The sequence below is a fragment of the Fodinibius sp. GM21 genome, from assembly GCF_058386955.1.
Genome location: NZ_JBYEIQ010000005.1, coordinates 64,764 through 85,365, shown reverse-complemented (window position 1 = coordinate 85,365; position 20,602 = coordinate 64,764). Strand labels below are relative to the sequence as shown.

18 protein-coding genes are annotated in these 20,602 nt (G+C 42.5%); 12 read left to right on the top strand and 6 right to left on the bottom strand.

What is annotated here, in order from left to right; genetic code table 11:
* The first annotated feature begins 206 nt into the window (after window positions 1–206).
* Genes ACT3IB_RS13365 through ACT3IB_RS13355 form a run of 3 tightly spaced genes read left to right on the top strand, consistent with a single transcriptional unit; the run spans window position 207 to window position 4,428 of the window.
* On the top strand, window positions 207–866 hold the full coding sequence (locus tag ACT3IB_RS13365) for an ABC transporter ATP-binding protein (RefSeq protein WP_491539625.1): 660 nt from the start codon (window positions 207–209) through the stop codon (window positions 864–866).
* A 4-nt stretch (window positions 867–870) separates the two neighbouring features.
* Complete coding sequence (locus ACT3IB_RS13360; RefSeq protein ID WP_491539523.1) at window positions 871–3,234, top strand: ABC transporter permease; 2,364 nt, start codon at window positions 871–873, stop codon at window positions 3,232–3,234.
* 3 nt (window positions 3,235–3,237) lie between these two features.
* Window positions 3,238–4,428 carry an efflux RND transporter periplasmic adaptor subunit gene (locus ACT3IB_RS13355; RefSeq protein WP_491539522.1) on the top strand — a complete coding sequence of 397 codons (1,191 nt, stop codon included), beginning with the start codon at window positions 3,238–3,240 and terminating at the stop codon, window positions 4,426–4,428.
* A 55-nt stretch (window positions 4,429–4,483) separates the two neighbouring features.
* On the opposite strand, the gene ACT3IB_RS13350 is transcribed toward ACT3IB_RS13355, so the two are convergent.
* From ACT3IB_RS13350 to ACT3IB_RS13335, 4 genes are all read right to left on the bottom strand, one after another.
* On the bottom strand, window positions 4,484–5,605 hold the full coding sequence (locus tag ACT3IB_RS13350) for a GNAT family N-acetyltransferase (RefSeq protein ID WP_491539521.1): 1,122 nt from the start codon (window positions 5,603–5,605) through the stop codon (window positions 4,484–4,486).
* 2 nt (window positions 5,606–5,607) lie between these two features.
* Complete coding sequence (locus ACT3IB_RS13345; RefSeq protein WP_491539520.1) at window positions 5,608–6,705, bottom strand: DUF3419 family protein; 1,098 nt, start codon at window positions 6,703–6,705, stop codon at window positions 5,608–5,610.
* Between the two features lie 127 nt (window positions 6,706–6,832).
* Complete coding sequence (gene hemG / locus ACT3IB_RS13340) at window positions 6,833–7,396, bottom strand: menaquinone-dependent protoporphyrinogen IX dehydrogenase (RefSeq protein WP_491539519.1); 564 nt, start codon at window positions 7,394–7,396, stop codon at window positions 6,833–6,835.
* Between the two features lie 451 nt (window positions 7,397–7,847).
* Complete coding sequence (locus ACT3IB_RS13335) at window positions 7,848–9,188, bottom strand: thymidine phosphorylase (RefSeq protein WP_491539518.1); 1,341 nt, start codon at window positions 9,186–9,188, stop codon at window positions 7,848–7,850.
* A 68-nt stretch (window positions 9,189–9,256) separates the two neighbouring features.
* On the opposite strand from ACT3IB_RS13335, the gene ACT3IB_RS13330 reads away from it, so the two are divergent.
* Complete coding sequence (locus ACT3IB_RS13330; protein ID WP_491539517.1) at window positions 9,257–10,384, top strand: NAD(P)-dependent oxidoreductase; 1,128 nt, start codon at window positions 9,257–9,259, stop codon at window positions 10,382–10,384.
* Here the strand turns inward: ACT3IB_RS13330 and ACT3IB_RS13325 are convergent.
* Window positions 10,377–11,138, bottom strand: coding sequence for a TatD family hydrolase (locus tag ACT3IB_RS13325; RefSeq protein WP_491539516.1), 762 nt, complete (start codon window positions 11,136–11,138; stop codon window positions 10,377–10,379). The two genes, ACT3IB_RS13330 and ACT3IB_RS13325, sit on opposite strands and share 8 nt — an antisense overlap.
* Window positions 11,135–11,986 carry a hypothetical protein gene (locus ACT3IB_RS13320; protein ID WP_491539515.1) on the bottom strand — a complete coding sequence of 284 codons (852 nt, stop codon included), beginning with the start codon at window positions 11,984–11,986 and terminating at the stop codon, window positions 11,135–11,137. Before ACT3IB_RS13320 ends, ACT3IB_RS13325 begins: the two co-directional genes overlap by 4 nt.
* Before the next feature lie 139 nt (window positions 11,987–12,125).
* Here ACT3IB_RS13320 and ACT3IB_RS13315 point away from each other — a divergent pair, with 139 nt between their 5' ends.
* From ACT3IB_RS13315 to ACT3IB_RS13280, 8 genes are all read left to right on the top strand, one after another.
* Window positions 12,126–12,908: a tryptophan 2,3-dioxygenase gene (locus ACT3IB_RS13315; RefSeq protein ID WP_491539514.1), complete on the top strand. Its 783-nt coding sequence runs from the start codon at window positions 12,126–12,128 to the stop codon at window positions 12,906–12,908.
* 25 nt (window positions 12,909–12,933) lie between these two features.
* Window positions 12,934–14,127, top strand: coding sequence for an aminotransferase class V-fold PLP-dependent enzyme (locus ACT3IB_RS13310; protein ID WP_491539513.1), 1,194 nt, complete (start codon window positions 12,934–12,936; stop codon window positions 14,125–14,127).
* A gap of 192 nt (window positions 14,128–14,319) precedes the next feature.
* Window positions 14,320–15,384 (top strand): recombinase RecA, encoded by a 1,065-nt coding sequence (recA, locus tag ACT3IB_RS13305; RefSeq protein ID WP_491539512.1) that lies wholly within the window; start codon window positions 14,320–14,322, stop codon window positions 15,382–15,384.
* A 2-nt stretch (window positions 15,385–15,386) separates the two neighbouring features.
* Window positions 15,387–16,055, top strand: coding sequence for a regulatory protein RecX (locus tag ACT3IB_RS13300; RefSeq protein ID WP_491539511.1), 669 nt, complete (start codon window positions 15,387–15,389; stop codon window positions 16,053–16,055).
* Entirely contained in the window at window positions 16,052–17,131 is a 1,080-nt protein-coding gene (locus tag ACT3IB_RS13295) for an AI-2E family transporter (RefSeq protein WP_491539510.1), read from the top strand. The genes ACT3IB_RS13300 and ACT3IB_RS13295 overlap by 4 nt, the downstream gene beginning before the upstream one ends.
* An 81-nt stretch (window positions 17,132–17,212) precedes the next feature.
* Window positions 17,213–17,815: a phosphoribosylglycinamide formyltransferase gene (gene purN, locus ACT3IB_RS13290; protein ID WP_491539509.1), complete on the top strand. Its 603-nt coding sequence runs from the start codon at window positions 17,213–17,215 to the stop codon at window positions 17,813–17,815.
* A gap of 15 nt (window positions 17,816–17,830) precedes the next feature.
* Window positions 17,831–19,411, top strand: coding sequence for a bifunctional phosphoribosylaminoimidazolecarboxamide formyltransferase/IMP cyclohydrolase (purH, locus tag ACT3IB_RS13285; RefSeq protein ID WP_491539508.1), 1,581 nt, complete (start codon window positions 17,831–17,833; stop codon window positions 19,409–19,411).
* Between the two features lie 133 nt (window positions 19,412–19,544).
* A complete protein-coding gene (locus ACT3IB_RS13280) occupies window positions 19,545–20,597 on the top strand; it encodes a rod shape-determining protein (RefSeq protein ID WP_491539507.1) in 1,053 nt (350 codons plus the stop codon).
* Window positions 20,598–20,602 lie beyond the last annotated feature (5 nt).

The following is a 20,602-nucleotide window of genomic DNA, read 5'->3' as shown; positions in this document are numbered from 1 at the left end:
TAGATTAGCTTACACAGCTCGCAGTTTTCACTTGTAATCAATATCCCCACATGGCCGTAATAAATATCGGTTAAAACATTACGGGATGTTCGTACAGTAGTAACGTCATATAGGTTATACTTTTCCCAAAAACGACGACTATTTTGGTATCTACCCAATCTAAAAAGCACATTTTTTCGGCCCGGGCTCTCACTAAAAACTATCAAATGGGAGAAGTACAGGTGCAAGCCCTCCGAGGTATTAATCTGGAAATATTTGCCGGTGAAGTCGTCGTATTACTGGGGGCTTCGGGCAGCGGAAAATCCACACTTGTAAATATTTTAGGTGGGTTGGATACGGCCAGTGGAGGCCAAGTTGCCTACCGTGATATTGACCTGACTCACGCGTCCGAAAAACAGCTTACCAATTTTCGGCGCCTTAATGTGGGTTTTGTATTTCAGTTTTATAACCTGATACCCAGCCTGACTGCACGCGAAAATGTGGCGATCGTAACCGAAATTGCTGAACACCCGATGACGCCCGAAGAAGCCTTGGCATTGGTGGACCTTGAAAATCGTATGGATCACTTTCCGGCCCAAATGTCAGGTGGAGAGCAGCAGCGCGTAGCTATTGCCCGCGCCGTGGCTAAAAATCCGGATGTACTGCTGTGCGACGAGCCTACGGGTGCACTGGATTCCAAAACAGGAATTGTAGTGCTCAAGGCACTGCAGAAAGTCAACGAGAGCCTCGGTACTGCTACCGTATTAATTACTCACAATATGGTTATCGGGGGTATGGCTGATCGGATTATCAACCTACATGACGGGCAAATATCCGACATCAAAATAAATGAGACTAAAATATCTCCAGATCAAATGGAGTGGTAATACCATGCGAGCTATAAATCGAAAATTGCTGCGCGATATTTCCAACATGTGGGGCATGGTGTTCGTCATTGCCCTAATGATCACCTGTGGAGCAGCTACTTATATTACTTTTTTAAGTACGCTGGATTCACTCCGCCAAACCCAAGAGTCATACTACCAGGATTACTACTTTGCTAATATTTTTGCCTCGCTCAAACGTGCCCCTAATTCTGTTGCGGGACGTATGCGTGAGATCGAAGGGGTCAATCAAGTTGAAACACGTATCCAATCCGGCGTTAACTTGGAGGTTGTTGATTTTGATGAGACAGTGACCGGCATGATTATTTCACTGCCCAATGAGCGCGGACCACTTTTGAATCAGCTATATCTGCGACAGGGGCGCCTTCCTACTCCTTATGTAGATAATGAAATTGTGCTGGGTGATGGATTTGCCCAGGAACACGGCTTTTCGGTGGGCGATCAGTTACAAGCGGTTATCAATGGAAAAGAAAAACAGCTTGATATCGTTGGTATTGGGCTGTCGCCGGAATTTATTTACCAGGGCCAACCCGGCAGTCTTTCTCCCGATCTAAAACGTTTTGGTATTCTTTGGATGCGAAGGGCCCCGCTCGAAGCTGCTTTCGATATGGAAGGTGTCTTTAATAATGTAGTGATTTCACTCACCCACGCGGCCAATGAAAAAGATGTAATCGCAGCGCTGGACCAAATATTAGAACCTCATGGCGGTCTCGGAGCAATTGCCAGAGAAGATCAGAATTCTCACTTTTTCATCACTGAAGAGATGAAGCAGTTGAGTCAAACCGCTACGATTATTCCTACCATCTTTATCGCTGTTGCCGCTTTTTTACTAAATGTCGTAATAGGCCGCCTTATTAGGACTCAGCGCGAACAGATCGGTATCCTCAAAGCTTTTGGATACAACAATCGCGAAATCGGAACTCATTATGTGCTGATGGTTTCAGCAATCGTTGCCATCGGACTAATCGGAGGCGTGGTGCTAGGCTACTATCTCGGTCAAGAACTTTCTGCCCTATATGCTAACTACTATCGATTTCCCTATCTTACTTTCGTTATTAATCCTTGGGATATTATTGTTGCATCAATTATTAGTGCCGGTGCTGCATACAGTGGAGTATTTTTTGCTGTAAAGGAAGCAGTAATATTGCCACCTGCCGAGGCCATGCGTCCCGAACCGCCAAAGCTATACCACCGTAGCCTATTGGAAAAAATGGGGGCTGCAGCCTATTTAGATCAACCCACAAAAATGGTATTGCGTCAGTTGGGACGACAGCGCGTAAAAATCACTTTTGGCGTATTGGGCGTCGCTTTTGCAACGGCCCTGATGGTCGTGGGACGAATGAGTAACGATTCTGTAAAATATCTCATTGAAGTAGATTTCCGTCAGGCTCAACCTTTTGACCTGGGTGTTACTTTTCGGGAAGAGATATCCCAACATGCACTAATGGAAATGGTTCGACTACCGGGCGTCTATTACGGAGAAGCTTATCGCGCCGTACCGGTTCGATTCATTTCCGAACATCGGAACCATTTAACGGCCATACAGGCATACAAGCCGGATATGAAACTGCGTAAAATTCTTGATACCAAAACACAACCGGCAACAATTCCTAAGAATGGCTTGTTACTCACTGAAAAGCTCGGAGAAATCCTGCGAGTTACAAAAGGCGACACGCTTACGGTTAACTTTTTGGATGGAAGTAAGCGCTCAGCAAGAATTCACATTTCGGGATTTATCAGTCAATTCATTGGTCTTAATGGCTATATGAATATTGATGAGCTTAGTAAGTTACTCCCGGAACGTTTGGTAATCAGCGGCAGTTATCTGCTGGTCGATAAAAAATTTGAAGAAGTAATAACTGCTGAATTACAAGATAGCCCATTTGTAGGCGAAATTATATCTAAGCAGAAAATTATTGAGCGTTTTTATGAATCCACTGCCCAAACCTGGTTAATCATAGCGCTGTTTATTTCGCTTTTTGCCGGAGCCACCGCTTTTAGTGTAGTCTATAATAACGCACGAATATCGTTGTCAGAGCGCAGCCGGGAGCTAGCCAGCCTTCGGGTCTTAGGCTTTACCCGAGGGGAAATTTCGTATATTCTATTGGGAGAACTAACCATTCTCGTACTATTTGCTATTCCTATTGGCTTTCTTCTGGGTTGGGGGCTAACTTGGTTCATCACTTGGTCAATGCAAACTGAACTTTATCGCCTACCAATGAATATCAGCCGTGCCACTTATACGCTGGCAGCATTAGTGGTCATCATTTCAGCCTTACTTTCGGGGGGCTTCATCCGTAGAAAATTAAATCGCCTGGATCTAATTGGCGTACTCAAAACGAGAGAGTAGATCATGAACATCACCAGAAAACAAATATATTTATCAGTTTCTGCCCTTATCGTCATTCTTGTCATGGTTTGGGGATTCCTTCCATCCCCAATTCCTGTAGATGTAGACCAAGTTCAAGAAGCTCCGCTGGAAGTAGTCATCGAGGAAGAAGCAATAACCAGAGTTACCGATCGATACACTATTTCTGCACCGGTTACCAGTTATATTTTGCGAATTCAATATAAAGTAGGAGACTCAATCAAGGCCGGACAAGAACTATTGCAAATGCAGCCGGTACCGGACTTGATCAGTGCCCGTCAGCGCGAAGTGGCTGAAGCCCAGCTCGAAACGGCCAAGGCCCAATTAAAACAGGCCGAGGAAAATCTAAATCTGGCTCGAGAAGAAAAGCGAATTGCTGACATAGAATTACAACGCATCCAAAATCTCTATGAATCCGGCATCGGGAGCGAACAAGGATTGGATCAAGCCAAGCTGGCTGCTCGTCGAGCAGACGCCCAGCAAGCATCAGCCGAGTTTGCCGTGAATGTAGCTGAGTTCGAAATTCGTGCTGCCCGGTCTGCCTTGCAAGCATTTCAGGCATCGGGCGGACAGGAGCAAATTTCCATTGAAGCACCCGTCAGTGGACGTCTCCTAAAAATTCATCAGAAAAGCGAAGGCACAGTGCAAGCCGGTATGCCCATCCTGGAAATTGGTGATCCGTATTCACTGGAAATTAAAGCTGATTTACTCTCCACCGACGCCGTACAAGTAAATCAAGGCACCTTTGTACGTATTAAACGATGGGGATCAGATCGAATCCTTGAAGGTATGGTAAGAGTTATAGAACCTGCCGGTTATACACGAATTTCGGCATTAGGCGTCGAAGAACAACGCGTCCCGGTAATAGTAAATATTCTCTCCCCTCACGAGCAGTGGCAACGACTCGGCGACGGCTATCGCGTGGTAGCAGAGTTTATTATATGGGAGTCTGACGAGGTTTTACAGGTGCCATCATCTTCCCTATTCCGAACAGCGGGTGAACAATGGGCGCTCTTTGTGGTTGATGATGGCACGGCCCAACTCCGCAAGGTAGAAACGGGGCAACAAAGCGGACTCCAAACACAAATTGTTAGCGGATTAGAGTCAGGAGAATCCGTAATTACACATCCCGATGAGCGTATTGAAGATGAAGTAAAAGTAGAAATTAGAAATTGAGTATGGTACTCAGAATTTGATCCCAAGAATACGAGAGCATAAGCCTTTCTTGTATTTAAATCTGTATTGCATCAGCATGAATAAACGGTTGCGGCTCTATTTCTTTCGCTTTTTCTATTGCTCCCAAAATTACATTCGAGCAGACCTTTTGCGACCAAAAGATATCGGTGGCCTTTAGTATGGGATCGTTTACATCCGAACCTATGATAATAGAATGATATCCTTCTTTCTTATAAAGTTTATAAATATGGCGGAGAAGAGCCTCCAAAATTTCGGGATCCCGATTTTCTACGGCATATTCCGCAATCGTAATATCTCGAAAAGCTTCTCCTTCCTTTGGGAGTTTGGAGCCACCGAAAATCCGTGCTGCCATATTGTAGAAAAATCGGACGGTTTTCATCTTTAAACCGCATTTCAGGATCCTATTCTTTTTGAAGGGGGTCATATCCCATGCAGAACAAACGCCCACAACCTTATTTTGGAATAGTGCTACAAAATAATTGGAAATATCCAGATAAGGCCGATTCGCTAAGTTATTCAAAAAAACATCCCGATCTATATAAGGGGCAAGAAATTGCTGCGAATATTCTTTTTGGAGTAGCTCAATGATACCGTCAATGTCAGAAAATGTAGCCCTTCTTATTCTATACTTTTTATTCAGTTTAACGGGCAAAAGCAAAAGGATCGTAATCATAGATATTTTTCCTATTCTGCTGGGAAAGAGATATCCAAGATCAACCAGTTTCATTGCAGGTTTATTATGTTCAATGATATATGCATAGAGGTATTCTACGCCGGTGCCTTTGGGGATGATATCATAAAAACGTTTCGTTAGAAGTTCGAGCAATTCTCGTCCCAGGCCCTTTTTAACCACATGCATATTTCCCAGATAGATAACATTAACAACACGTTGGTGAATATACCGTTTTTGGTATGTAGCCATTGCATAACCCACAAGCTGACCCTCTTTAAATAAACCTAAGCAACGGTATTTATACGATGTTAATTTGGGTATGGTGAAAATATCTGGAGAACGATCGAAAAGTATCTGAAAAGCACCTGCTTCTACCGGTGATTGGCGGTTTAATTGTAACAGCCGCTTATTCCATTTCTGATCCAACACCCGCAATTCATATTCAGATGAGTCTGTATTATCCTCTGTACGTAGATTGTTCATGATCAACTATTAACTTGAAAAGGAATCAAATTGTAAAAAGGGAACCGATCCCGTCCCAGCAGCTTTTTACCCCATTGCGGATTACGTTGAACAGCATCTTCTAGCTCGACGGGAATATATCCGGGTGAATGAATATAGCGTATTAGACCACAGGCATTACTTCCGGATTTATTGATGATCAGATCTATTAGCTCTGCAAAATCCTCATCCGTCAACCAATCACTGACATTCGAAAGAGCGAACTTATTGTACGTTCCTATCTTAGCATTTTGCAGGATCTCGGTGTACGATTGTTTTATAAATTTCAGGCGATCATTTTCATTTTGTAATCGTTCTCGTCCTTCAGGTAGAAGATAAGAGGGCAAGGCATTTTCAAAGAGAACTTGGTTAAACAATACAAACTGCAGTATCCAGTTTTCACGAACCGGTGTTTGGGTACAAAAATCTCTGAACTTATTATAGAATGTTACTCCGATGTTTTGCTCACCCATATGGATCAGGCCTTGTTCAGAAACGCCCTGATTTTTGTAAAGTCGCCGGTGAAACATCAGCTTGAAAAGATTTTTGAGCAATCCCGACCGGAGTTGGGTATCGAAGTATGTTTTCTGCTCTTGGATGTTTTCGCATTCAAACAGCCTATGTATTTTATGTTTCCCCCCAAGTAACATTCTTCCCAGCGGGGCAAAAAGAGCGATATAGGTCTCATATCTTCCCAAATGAATGGGGCCGTCCTCAAATATTTTTGGATTATCCTCCCAAAAGTAAACCTCTTGCTCTGGGAGTTTCCCTTTAATTTGCTGAAACCAGTTTTTCCTGCTTTGCTCATTCGAAGGGAGGTACCCCAGAAAACGCGCAGCTTCATCCGTTTCAAGTGTTACTGCTGTATTCAACTTTAGGTTGGATAGCATCAGCTGTGAAGGAGCAATATCTACGGCATCAATTGCAATTGAACGGCCACTATTTACCAGCAGTTCAAGAGGAACTTCGCCAGCACTGGCAATACATAAAACGCGATCGCCGGGAGTAAGCTCAAGAGCTCTAAGTTCACTTTGGGGATCGTCCTGGGAAATCCCAAAATCATAAAGATATTTTCGTTTCATAATCCCTGACTCTTTATAAGAAAATATCGTGGCATTGAGTCGCTTTAATTTCGCCATCGAGCAGACTGATGATCGACATATCTACTACCCTAATCTTCTCTTTAGATTTCTGAATCTGCCTTAACAACTATCGCTTACTCACAGGGCTTCCACTTTTAGATTCCTTCACTTCTTTCATTACCCGGCCCAACAACATTTTTAACTGGTCCCAATCGGTATATTCTACATCTTTGGAAGTGTCCGTACTACCGCCACTTTTCTTAGCGATCATCCGCATGATGAACTTTTTCAAAAAGTTGTACTTCGTATACCGCAGGGCCCCCGCCACCTGTTCGACAAATGTTGGATTCCACCCGGTCTTATTTAAAAACTCCTCTGTTTGATTTCTGAGCTCCTTCCATGATTCTTCCTCGTCGCTGGCGGCAGTTAAACTGACAGAAAGGAAAGCTGTAATCTTGCTGTTCAATTCCTGATGATGTTCGTGAACATAATGTTCCACTGCAGCCTGATACCTTCCGCCATGAACTGAAGACCCAACAATAACGGCATCAAACTCAGCTGGATGAATATGTGATTCAAGCGAATTTACTAGAGAAACCTGATAACCCGCTTCTTTTGCTTCATTACTAATAAATTCACAAATCTTTCGGGTTTGTCCCTCTGTAGTGCCATACACAACAAGAAGTTTCATAATGATCTATATATTTGAGTCTACTATTACTTCAAAATTTATTAAAACAAAGATCATCAGAGCAGAAGGATAACGAGGAGTTTGTCCTAAGAAAATCTCCTACATTAATGAGACATATAGACTTATGGCAAGAAACCAATAGCTGCAGGAGCTATTTATATTGATCGATGAGCCATGAAACTTCCTAAAGTTTGAGACACTTCTGTGCACTTAGTTAATTGGATACAGGATCTCTGAACTAGTTATTATCTGGGGCAGACTCTGAGCTGTAAATAAATGAAATGAATAAGATGATCGCTAAGAAATCAAAAGAGTTTAAAAAACAAAGGTGGCTGGAAACATGCGTTCAGCCACCTTAGTTAAACTAAAATTATAATTGACTTTCAGTGTTAGATATGCCGGTAAAAGAGATTACCAATGTTTATTTGGTGATAATGAAATTAGTAAGTGCCTATAATTTATGAACACCATTTTTATCAACACGGTGGGTGATCATTGTCAGCTTATTCACTGACTCCTCACGAATTGAAAACGCATTTTTCAACTCATCAACCGCTGTATCTTCTAACTGCTTATTATTGGTATATCCCACAGCTAATGTTTCACCTCTTTTAACCGAATCACCTATTTTCTTCTTCAATGCTATTCCGGCAGCTGGATCAATGTTATCTTCCTTTTTCTTACGTCCCGCTCCTAACTCAAGCGAAGCCATCCCTACACTATAAGCATCTATTTCAGAAATATATCCCGCTTCTCCAGCCGTAAACTCAAAAGAATATTCAGCATGATCATAGGTTGAGAAATCTTTGAGCACGCTGGTGTCTCCCCCCTGCTCTTCTGTCAGTTCCAGCCATTTATCAAAAGCCTGACCATTTTTCACTGCCTTGCAACTCATTTCGATCCCTTCTTCGACTGTATCAGCCTTACCACCGAGCATAATCATCGTTCCGGCCAGCATATGTGTGACTTCCATCACATCATCGGGACCATTCCCTTGTAGACCTTCCATAGATTCTTCAACTTCCAACCAATTCCCAACTTTATATCCTAACGGCTGATTCATATTCGTCAGATAAGCCACAGTCTCCTTGCCAAAATCTTCACCGATGGCAACGAGTGTTTCGGCCAGCTCTCGGGCATCTTCATGTGTTTTCATAAAAGCCCCCGAACCAAATTTCACATCCAATACCAAGGCATCAATACCTTCTGCCAGTTTCTTGCTCATGATACTTCCTGCAATCAATGGAATAGATTCTACCGTAGCCGTTACATCGCGCAGCGAATATAGCCGCTTATCGGCCGGAGCTACTTCCTCGGTTTGTCCGGCCATCACCATATTGCACTTTGCTAATATTTGTTGATATTGCTCTAAGTTTATATCAACGTTAAAGCCGGGAATAGATTCCATCTTATCAAGCGTACCCCCGGTATGCCCTAACCCGCGACCGGATATCATGGGCACAGGTACCCCGTAGCTGGCAACAATAGGTGCCAGAATCAACGATAGCTTATCTCCAACGCCTCCCGTTGAGTGTTTATCTACTTTTTTACCAGGAATATTACTGAGATCAAGCACACGTCCCGAATGGAGCATAGAATGTGTCAGGGCTGATGCTTCATCTTCATTCATGCCATTCAAAAAAGAGGCCATCAAAAATGAACTCATCTGATAATCAGGCACTTCATCTTTTGTATATTCGTCAATTAGATAAGATATCTCATCTCTGGTAAGTGCATTACCGTCTCTTTTTTTTCGAATTAAAGAAACAATATTATACCCTGTGGTACTCATACAATAAATGCTGTTAAATTAACTTTACGGTGTCTCAAATAAATTAATCTACTTAAGTAAAATCTCAGATGATCAACGTTTTAGCCGACCAATATCTATATAATATTCAGTCTTATCTACCTGAAAGTATAAATTTAAAACTTTTTGACCCTGCCCGAGGATTACCGTCCGATCTTGAAAAGACCAATGCAATGCTCATCCGTACGGTCATTCCCATAAACAAACAGACCCTTCCAAATATTCCAAAGGATCTTACATTTATTGGCACTGCTTCTTCAGGAACAGATCATGTAGATTCACAATATCTAGTTGATCACAATATTCACTTTGCCGATGCAGCCGGATGTAACGCTCGGTCTGTGGCCGAATTCATAGCGACGGCGCTTTTACTTTGGACAGAAAAGCGCCGTAAGGATTTATCAGCACTTTCGTGCGGCATTATTGGCGCTGGTCATGTTGGCACAGAAGTAGTAGACCTTCTTAATAGAATCGGATTACAAACAATAGCATACGACCCACCCCGCGAACAACGCGATCCCAATTTTTCATCAGCATCACTTGATGAAGTATTGGGTTGCGACCTCGTATCTTTCCACACTCCGCTTGACAAAGAAAGCGAACATCCCACTCATCACTGGTTAGACCAATATAAATTAAAAAACCGAGCATTTGACCTAGTTATTAATACAGCGCGTGGCGGGGTGGTAGATGAAAACGCACTGCTTGCAGCTATGAAAAAAGGTGCGGTCAGAGACACCATTATTGATACCTGGGAAGATGAACCAACAATACATCTTGACACTTTTGGTGCAGCATTCCTGAAAACACCGCATATTGCCGGATATTCGGAACAAGCCAAACGGAATGCATCAAAATTTGTCGCTGATGATTTAATTAGTCACTTTGAGTTGAACCCACCAGAAATTGAATCATACAATAAAAAGATCACTTTCGATAAGAATCCGGATAAATATCATTCGCTCTCCTCACTCTTGACCGACCTGCACCCCATCAAGAACTATGAGCAAAAACTATCTGACATCGTTACAAACCACCCCCAAAAACGCGGTGAGTTATTCAATAAATTGCGGGCTGAATTCCCTCTGCGACAACAATTTACGCAAATAAAGCTGACAAAAGCATACTTCAATCAATATCCCGTACTAAAAGAGCTGGGATTTTCAGAGATCAGCTAATCCCAAAAAAACGCAAAGCATTTTTGTCCGTAATCGCTTCTACCTCTTCAAGCGATATATCCATCACTTCTCCCAGCCGCTCAGCGGTATATTTTACGAAGGCAGGCTCATTGCGTTTACCGCGCTTGGGATCAGGTGCCAGGTAGGGGGCGTCGGTTTCGACCATCATATGCTCGATGGGTAGCTCAGCTACTGTTTGGTCAACACCGGCATTTTTAAACGTAAAAATACCGCCAATACCTAACTTCAATCCCAATTCAACAGCACGCCTTCCTTCATCCACAGAACCGGTGAATGAATGCCAGACTCCCTTTAACCTTCCATCCTGCTCTTTTTCAACTATATCAAGGAGATCGTCGGTACTCTCACGATTGTGCAACACAATGGGCTTTTGCACTTCTTTAGCCACCCTGCAATGCATTCGAAGGCTTGCTTGCTGTTCTGACTTATAATCTTCACTCCAGTAATAATCCAAACCTGTTTCTCCCACCGCTGTATATTCCGGTTGACTGCAAAGGTCATACAGTTTTTGCTCGATAATCCCTTTGCCGTCATTTATACTGGTGGGGTGAATCCCCGCCATTTTATGAAAGGCAATTTCGGGATGGTGAAGCTTATCCATTTTTGGAAGGGAGTCCAGATCAATTGCTGGCAGAAAAATATGTGATACTCCTGCTTCTTCCGCCCGACCTAAAACCGCATCTAGATCGTCTTCAAATTGGTCGAGATAAAGATGACAATGTGTATCAATCACGACTGTTGGAGAGCTGGATCTGAGTGAAATGTTACCAATCGATCCATCGGGTTCTTAACAAACAAGCCCGCTCTAAGATCATGCTTATTTAAAATTTCTTTGATTAAATTCTGATGGGCAAAGGCAACTGATCCAATAAAACGGACCTCGTAATCTGTGGCATCGGTATAGTTTAATAAGATGCGGGAAATAAAACTCTCAAATCCTTTATACAGCATTTCTTTGATAAAAGGATGGTCGGCATGGTCACCCAAAAATGATCCATAGGAAGCAATAAACCTACTTTTTTGATCGCCGTCATACAGTTCCCTGGTAATATGGTCGAGGGACATGTTATAATTTTTCTCAAGGTCTTCCTTAAGATCACTGGGAATCTCAAAACGGAAATATTTATTAATTAGCTTCTTGCCGAAATAGCCCGCACTGCCCTCATCCCCTAAAATAAATGCCAACGAGGGAATATGTTCAGCAATTTTTTCACCGTCATAAAGACACGAATTGGAACCGGTTCCAAGAATACAAGCAATGCCGGGCTTATGGTGGAAACACGCTCTTGCCGCTCCCAGCAAATCATGATAAACATTGTTATTTGAATCAGCGAAGCAGGAATCAAGCGCTTTTTGCACCACTTGATCTTTCTCATCACTGTCGCACCCTGCTCCGTAAAAAAAAACCTCATCAATGGATACTTTGATTTTGGGCAACAAATTTTGCCGGATAACCTCTGCAATACTCTCTGTTGTATGATAGTACGGATTTAATCCTTCCGTAAAATGTGTTTCCGTCTCATCATTAACCAAGCACCATTCCGTTTTCGTAGCTCCACTATCAGCAATTAATATACTCATAAACACTTTTCTTTTATTAATTCCGCGACAAATCTAAGCAATTTTAGCTACATACAACAGCCGGAATCTAAGATAGAGACTATCTCAAATTCTACCTATTATTAGCTGATGCCTAAATGTATAAAAATACCTATTGGGGATGAAACTTACCTATAGCAACTATCTGAAAATCGATGAACTTCTGGAACTACAACAGCTTCAGTCTGATCCGGAAGAGCACGACGAAATGCTCTTTATCATTATTCATCAAACCTATGAGCTCTGGTTTAAACAGATTCTGCACGAGATGGATAAGCTTCGTGATAATCTAAAAGCGGGCAAAACCTGGGCGGCCGTTAAGACAATGAAACGCATATTAACCATACTAAAAACGATGGTCGCTCAAATTGATATTCTGGAAACCATGACTCCACTTGAATTTGAGAGCTTTCGTGGGTTTTTGGATGAAGCCAGCGGATTTCAGTCGGTGCAATTTCGCGAGATGGAAATCGTATGTGGCCATCGATCCGAACACATCCTTAAAGTCCATGAAGGTCAACCCCAATATATCGATAGAATGAAAGAACGAATGGCTGAGCCTACGCTCTGGGAATGTTTCTGCATATACCTACAGCTAAAAGGATACGATGCCAAAATACCCGAACGCAAACACAAGAATGGCTTGCTTTATGATCCCTCGGAAAAAAACCAGCAAATCTTACTCGATGTTATGCAAAATGATCAAGAAACGGCTATGCTCTGCGAGTTGTTTGTAGATTTTGATGAGGGAATGCAGGAATGGCGTTACCGCCACGTAAAAATGGTAGAACGTACTATAGGAAATAAAATGGGTACAGGCGGTTCAAGCGGTGTAGACTACCTTCGCAAAACGCTGCACCAGCGCATTTTTCCCGATCTGTGGGAAATTCGATCAGAAATTTAAACTACAGCGTATAAAAATTGCATCAATGATGTCACAAGATATTAATCAACTTGCCCAAAAACTGGCACCGCATTATTCCCGTTTTGATGTCAGCAACCGACTGCTTTTTACGGGTCATTCTCACCAAGCCTGGCCGGACGTTGCCCGAGAAGGCCTGCTAGAATCTTTCGATGTTGCAGCTTCGGATGTGGATAACAAATGGGAGGCGGCATTTGAAAAAGTAGAAAAGCTCCGCAACTATCTACGTAACTTTTACGATGATCCGGATGGAATGTACTGCCTTGGGGAAAATACCCATCATTTGTTGGTGTCGTGGCTATCCAGTTTTGATCTGCAGGGCAAACCAAAAATTATCACTACCGACAGCGAATTCCATTCGATGTCCCGTCAGCTAAAACGATTAAAAGAGGAAGGGCTTCAAATCATTACTGTTGATGGTCATGCAAATGATATTGTTGAACAAATCGAGAGTCATATCGATGAAACAGTATCAGCTGTGATGCTATCGCGCGTTTATTTTAACAGCGGGATTATAAACCAGCATATCAGCGAAATTGCGGAGGTTACCAGAGCGCAAAACGTCCCCTTTTTGATTGATGATTATCACGGAACTAACGTTATTCCGCTTTCTATTTCTGATAAAAACCTCGAGGACTGTTACGTCCTAATTGGTGGTTATAAATATCTACAGTGGGGCGAAGGAAATTGTTTTTTACGATATCCCAAAGATTGCGATTTACGTCCGGCTATCACAGGCTGGTTTTCTTCTTTCAGCAAGCTTGATGAATCGAAAGATAAAGAGAAGGTATCCTATACTGATCCAAATCAACGTTTTGCCAGTGGCACTTTCGATTCCACCTCTCAGTTCAGAGCAGCTAAAGTCGTTGATTTTTTCGACGAGATGGGGTTGACTCCCCAGGTGCTCCGCAAACAATACCAAGCACAAATAAAGCGGCTGCGAGATATTTTCTTAGAGCATAACTTTAATTCCGAAGTTATTCGACTTACCCATCAACAACCTCCAGAACACATTGGCGGGTTTCTGGCCCTACAATCCCCCTTTGCGCGAACAATCAGGGCCAAGTTAATGGAAAAAGGAGTGTTTACAGATGCCCGAGGCGACATCCTCCGCTTTGGCACAGCGCCTTACATTACAACTCAACAGATCAACAAAGCAATGGATGAGTTGGAAAGTGTGGTATCTAAAATAAGTCCATAATGTAAGGATTCATAGCCTAAGGGATCTTACTAAATAGGCTACCGCTAAGACACCAATATGTATTTTAGGAACATAACTCGTTTCCTTAACGGTGTACTTTAAGATTACAAGAAGATAAACTGACACTACGTTGTCATTATTATTTAATATATTGATCGATGAAAACACAAAAATCTAATTACTCTTTCATTTATGTCTGATAATAAAGATCGCGAAAAGGCACTGGAAATGGCCATTGGCCAAATTGAAAAACAGCACGGAAAAGGCACCATCATGCGGCTTGGGGATGAAGCTACTCAGGATGTTCCCAGCATTTCTACCGGATCTATCATGGTAGATTACGCACTGGGTGTAGGGGGCGTACCCCGCGGCCGTGTTACCGAAATTTACGGACCTGAAGCCAGCGGTAAAACGACCCTTGCACTTCATGTTATTGCTGAAGCACAGAAAGCTGGTGGGTATGCCGCTTTTGTTGATGCTGAACATGCGTTCGATCCCCGGTATGCCAAAAACCTGGGCATTAATACTGATGAACTACTTGTGTCTCAACCTGACAGCGGTGAACAAGCTCTTGAAATTACCGAAACGCTCATCCGTTCTGCAGCGCTGGATGTGATCGTAGTTGACTCGGTAGCTGCACTCGTTCCCCGGGCGGAGCTCGAAGGCGAAATGGGAGATTCACACATGGGACTGCAGGCACGTTTGATGTCTCAGGCGATGCGTAAAATCACCGGTATCATCAACAAAACCCGAACATCTGTAATTTTTATCAACCAAATTCGTGAAAAAATTGGGGTCATGTTCGGTAATCCGGAAACAACCTCCGGCGGACGTGCACTTAAGTTCTATTCTTCTGTACGGATGGATATCCGTCGCATTGGCTCCCTCAAAAAAGGAGACGATATGGTTGGGAACCGCACCAAAGTGAAAGTGGTCAAAAATAAGGTTGCCCCTCCCTTTAAAGAAGTTGAATTCAATATTATTTATGGCGAGGGAATTTCGCGCCTGGCCGAAGTTCTTGATATGGCTGTAGAGTTTGACATCATCGAAAAACGCGGCAGCTGGTATCGATATGATGGCGAGCCTATTGGTCAGGGTACCGATAATGCAATCGAATTTCTAGAGTCTGACCCCGAACTTGCCGATAAAATTGAAAAACAGGTTCGCGAGCAGATGAATCCTTCTGAAGAGAATGAAAAAGCAGAAGAAAACGGACAGGAAAAAACTGAGGAAGAAGATTCTGACAGCGACGATTAGTAATGGCCGATGAATCAGACCAACAGTTACCCGGAGTAATAAGCTCCATCAGCGTTCAAAAAAAGAATAAAGAGCGCTATTCTATTTTTGTTGATGAGGAGTTTCTGATCGGTGTTTCCGAACAGACACTCCTCAAATTCAATCTGGCCAAGGGAGAGACGGTAACCCATGCCCTGCTCCGAAAAATTGAACGGGAAGAGGGACGATTTGCGGTCAAATCATATATGATGAGGCGATTGGGCAGTCGCGACCATTCCCGCAAAGAACTTTTTACGAAAGCCATACGCAAAGAGTATCCCAAGAATATTATCGAGAATGTCCTTGATGAACTCGAAGAAAAGGGATATTTGAATGATATCAGTTTTGCTGAAAAGTTTGCCCGGGATAAAAGTCATCTGAATAAATGGGGGCCCAACAAAATAAAGGCCCACCTCTATAAAAAGGGGATTGCGAGTGATGTAGCTGAGCAAAGCATTCAAAAAGTATTTGCGAATAAAAACATTAAAGAGGTTTTGTTACATTTGGTTTTAAAGAAGAAAAGGCGCTTTTTGAGAGAAGAAGATCCTTATAAGAGGAAGAAGAAAGTAGTTGATCATCTGGCCCGAAAAGGATACCGATCCTCAAATATCTTTAACCATATTGATGAGCTAATGAAAGCTATTGAGCAATGAACAATATTACTCTTGAACGCGTAATAAAGTCAGTGGTAGGGTTAGCAGCTATTGGGGTAGTTAGCTACTTAGTGTTTCGGTATGGCACACTGGTAGGATATGCGATTATAGCAATGATATTTAGTTATATTCTTGATCCACTGGTAAACCGCATGCAATCAGCCGGTTTAAATCGGACCTTTTCCATAACGCTGACATTAAGCTCGCTTGTATTGATTCTCGTCTGGATCTCGACGAATGTTATCCCCATCATTGCCAATCAAATGGTAGAGTTGGCCAGTCAGCTCAGCATTAAAAATATCCAAAGCATCACGCAGAAAATTGAAATTCAGCTTACAGAGAAGTTTACCTTCTTGCCGGATGGTATCCTGAGCAATAACTTGGCTGCAGCTCTTGAAGAACTGTTTGATATTGGAGAGATACCTTCTGCGCTCAGTAATCTTATCGGTATCTTTACAAATATCTTCTCTGCTGCACTCATTATTCCATTTGCCACCTTCTTCTTTCTGAAAGACGGCACTAAAATCCGTCGCGATATTCTGAAGTTAGTACCTAACAAATATTTCGAAACGGTTTTAAGTTTAATAGACAAAATTGAAAGTCGTCTGGGATTGTATTTCAGAGGAGTAATGCTGCAAAGTCTAATTATCGCATTTTCTGCTTGGGTTGGATTATCAATCGTTGGACTTAACAATTCACTTTCCGTTGGAATTGCAGTAGGAATCGCCAATACTATCCCCTATTTCGGACCAATCATCGGATATATCTTATCAATTGTAGTTTCCATTATTGAAGTAGGAAACTTCTCGCTCGTACTACCATGTGTACTAGCTATACTTGGCGTTCAAATGCTCGACAATGTTGTGCTCCAACCAATTATCTTTTCCCGATCTGCTGACATTCATCCGGTGGCCATATTATTTATTATAATGATTGGCGCCGAAACGGCCGGTATTCTGGGGATGTTGGTTGCCGTACCAATAGCTACGATTATCAAAATTACGTTTAACCAGATTAGCTGGAGCTTTAATAATTACTACGTTTTCAGGGCTGGAAATTCCTCAGAAGCGGAGTAAAGTATTCAAAATCGACACTTAATCTGTCTGCTTTTTTATTTATCTTAGCGAGCAAATTAATAACCATTTTGCTCCGTTATCTTGATTAACATAGTCGTATTTGCCTCGGGATCGGGCACAAATTTCCAAGCTATCATTGATGCTGTTGAAAACAACCAGATTAATGGGCGCATTGTTGGTCTTATCACTAACAAAAAAGGCATCAAAGCCATAGAGCGCGCTCAAAAATACAATATTGATCACAAGTATTTAGCACCCTCCGACTTTTCCTCCTATCCCAATTATATTGAAGCTTTACTCAAGCAACTGGGACGATGGGATACACAGCTTATTGCCCTGGCAGGGTACATGATCAAAATTCCATCAGAAATAATTGATAAATACAAAAATCGCATTGTAAATATCCATCCTTCCCTCTTACCTAAATATGGCGGCAAAGGATTTTACGGGATGAACGTACATCGGGCTGTCATTGATAATGAAGAAGCACTATCAGGCTGCTCAGCACATATTGTTACCGAAGAATATGATCAGGGACCCATTTTAGGACAACGAAAAGTGCAAGTCAAAGAATCAGACGACCCTGAATCGCTAGCTCGACGAATTTTAAAAGAGGAACACAAATTATTTCCCGAAGTAATTGCAAAATTAGCTAATCAACTAAATAAAAAGTCTAACGCCTAACTTTACTCTTTACTCGTGTCATTACAACCACTCGACTCTCTCCCCAAGACCCCTCTAAAAATTAACAAAGCACTGCTCTCTGTTTCCGATAAAACAGGCATTGTTGAACTAGCCCGGCAGTTACATCAGTCAGATGTAGAAATTATTTCTACCGGAGGAACTGCCCAGAAAATACGCGAAGCTGATATTCCCGTGACTGATGTGAGCGAGATAACAGGATTTGATGAGTGCCTCGATGGGCGGGTTAAAACGCTCCATCCCATGATTCACGGGGGGATCTTAGGACGCACCAGTCATGAACCCGATCTAGATGAAATGAAGCGCCTGAATATCGATCCCATTGAATTAGTTGTGGTAAACTTATATCCCTTTGAAGAAACGATAAAAGACCCTGATTGCACTCCTGCGATTGCCACTGAAAATATTGACATTGGCGGCCCTACGATGATTCGCGCTGCGGCCAAAAACTTTGCTCACGTCTGTATTTTGACATCCCCCAACCAATATCAAGAGTTTGCTCAGGAACTTGGAGAAAAAAATGAAATTACATTCGAAAAACGTAGACAATGGGCACGAACAGCTTTCAATCAAACGGCCCATTATGATGCTAACATCGCAAATTATTTTAATCTTCTGGATGAAAGTGATGATAGGCTGCCTCAACAGCTAAATATTTCATTACCAAAATCACAAGAACTTCGATATGGCGAAAATCCTCACCAAAAAGCAGCAGTTTACGGAAATCAAGATGAAATTATCGACTGCTTTCACGGCAAGCAGCTCAGTTATAATAATTTCACCGACGTCGATGCGGCGCTTAATCTTATCGCCGATTTTAAAGATGATAAACCAACCTGTGCAATATTTAAGCACACAGTTCCATGCGGCGTAGCAGTCTCTGATAACCTCGCTGATGCCTGGGATAAAGCCTTTGCTACTGATACCATGTCTCCTTTTGGTGGGATTGTGGTCGTCAATAACGAGCTGGATATTGATACAGCACAAAAGATTGATGAAATTTTTACGGAAATTATCATTGCACCATCATACAGCGAGAAGGCATTAAAACTGCTGCAACAAAAGAAAAACAGAAGACTTATCCGTATTCAAAAGTTTCCTAATACTGATCAAAACCTGCAGTTTCGATCAATTTTCGGGGGAGCTTTGAGCCAAGAAGCTGATACAAAAACCATCACAAAAGAAGAGTTACAAACAGTAACAGAAAGAGAACCTACTTCAAAAGAACTACAAGATCTTCTTTTCTCCTGGAAAGTTGTGAAACATGTTAAGTCAAATGCGATTGTATATGCAAGGGATGGGCAAACAATTGGCATTGGCACGGGACAAACGAGCAGGGTTGAAGCATCAGAAATTGCCATCGCCAAAGCAAAACAAGAAGGACTTTCCCTGGAAGGCACAGCCATTGCTTCCGACGCCTTTTTCCCATTTGCCGATGGTGTTGAAGCCGCGGCTGAAGCAGGGGCATCCTGTGTCATCCAGCCCGGTGGCAGTATTCGTGATGAAGAAGTTATTGAAGCTGCTGATAAACTAAATATGACCATGATCTTTACCGGCAACAGGCATTTCAGACACTAAAATATTCGACAATTTGGTTTTTACTTTTAATCCTGATTAATTCGCAAATAGACTTACAAAATTGTATTTTCATTCTTTGAAATTACTCAGGCGATCAACTTGATTACAATTAGCTCATCTACAACACATAATCATGGATAAACACGCATCTAAAAAGAAGAAAGATCAGCAAAATGCTGGCTGGTTTGATTGGCTATATACCGACATAGCTATTGACCTCGGTACGGCTAACACACTCATCTACTCGCGCGGCGAAGGTATTGTATTAAATGAACCTTCTATTGTAGCACTGAACTCACAAAATGAGCCGGTGGCAACAGGTCACGAAGCACGGCTAATGCACGAAAAAACGCATAAAAACATCCGTACTGTTCGTCCGCTCCGCGATGGAGTCATAGCCGATTTTGAAGTCGCCGAGCAGATGATCCGGGGGATGATTGACAAGGTTAAAATGAAATGGTATTCAAGCACGCGTCAGATGGTAGTTTGCGTGCCCAGCGGTATCACTGAGGTAGAACGCAGAGCAGTGCGTGACAGTGCTGAACATGCCGGAGCCAAAGAAGTTCACTTGGTTGATGAACCAATGGCAGCTGCCATTGGTATTGGTCTCAATGTCCATGAACCTATCGGGAATATGATTGTAGATATTGGCGGCGGCACTACCGAAATTGCCGTTATAGCCCTTTCAGGTATTGTTTATGCCCAATCTGTTCGTCTGGGCGGTGATGAGCTTAATGATGATATCATCAACTACTTCCGGCGCAATCATAACTTATTAATCGGGGAACGAACGGCCGAAAAGATTAAGTGCGAAATTGGTTCTGCAGCCCCCCTTGATGAAGAGTTGGATATGGAAACAAAGGGGCGCGACTTGGTCAATGGAGTCCCCCGAATTCGTCATGTTTCTTCAAAAGACGTTCGCGAGGCGATTTCTGAATCAGTAAATACTATTGTAGAATCTATTACCAAATCGCTCGAGCAAACACCTCCCGAACTATCAGCCGACATTCTTGATCGTGGCATTATGCTAACCGGCGGCGGCGCCAAGCTCAAAAATCTGGATAAGCTAATCATTGAAACTACTGACCTGCCCGTCCACATTGCTGAAGACCCACTCACAGCGGTAGTTCGCGGAACGGGAGCTATTCTTGAAGATATTGAATACTACAGAACTGTCATTTCTTAAATCCA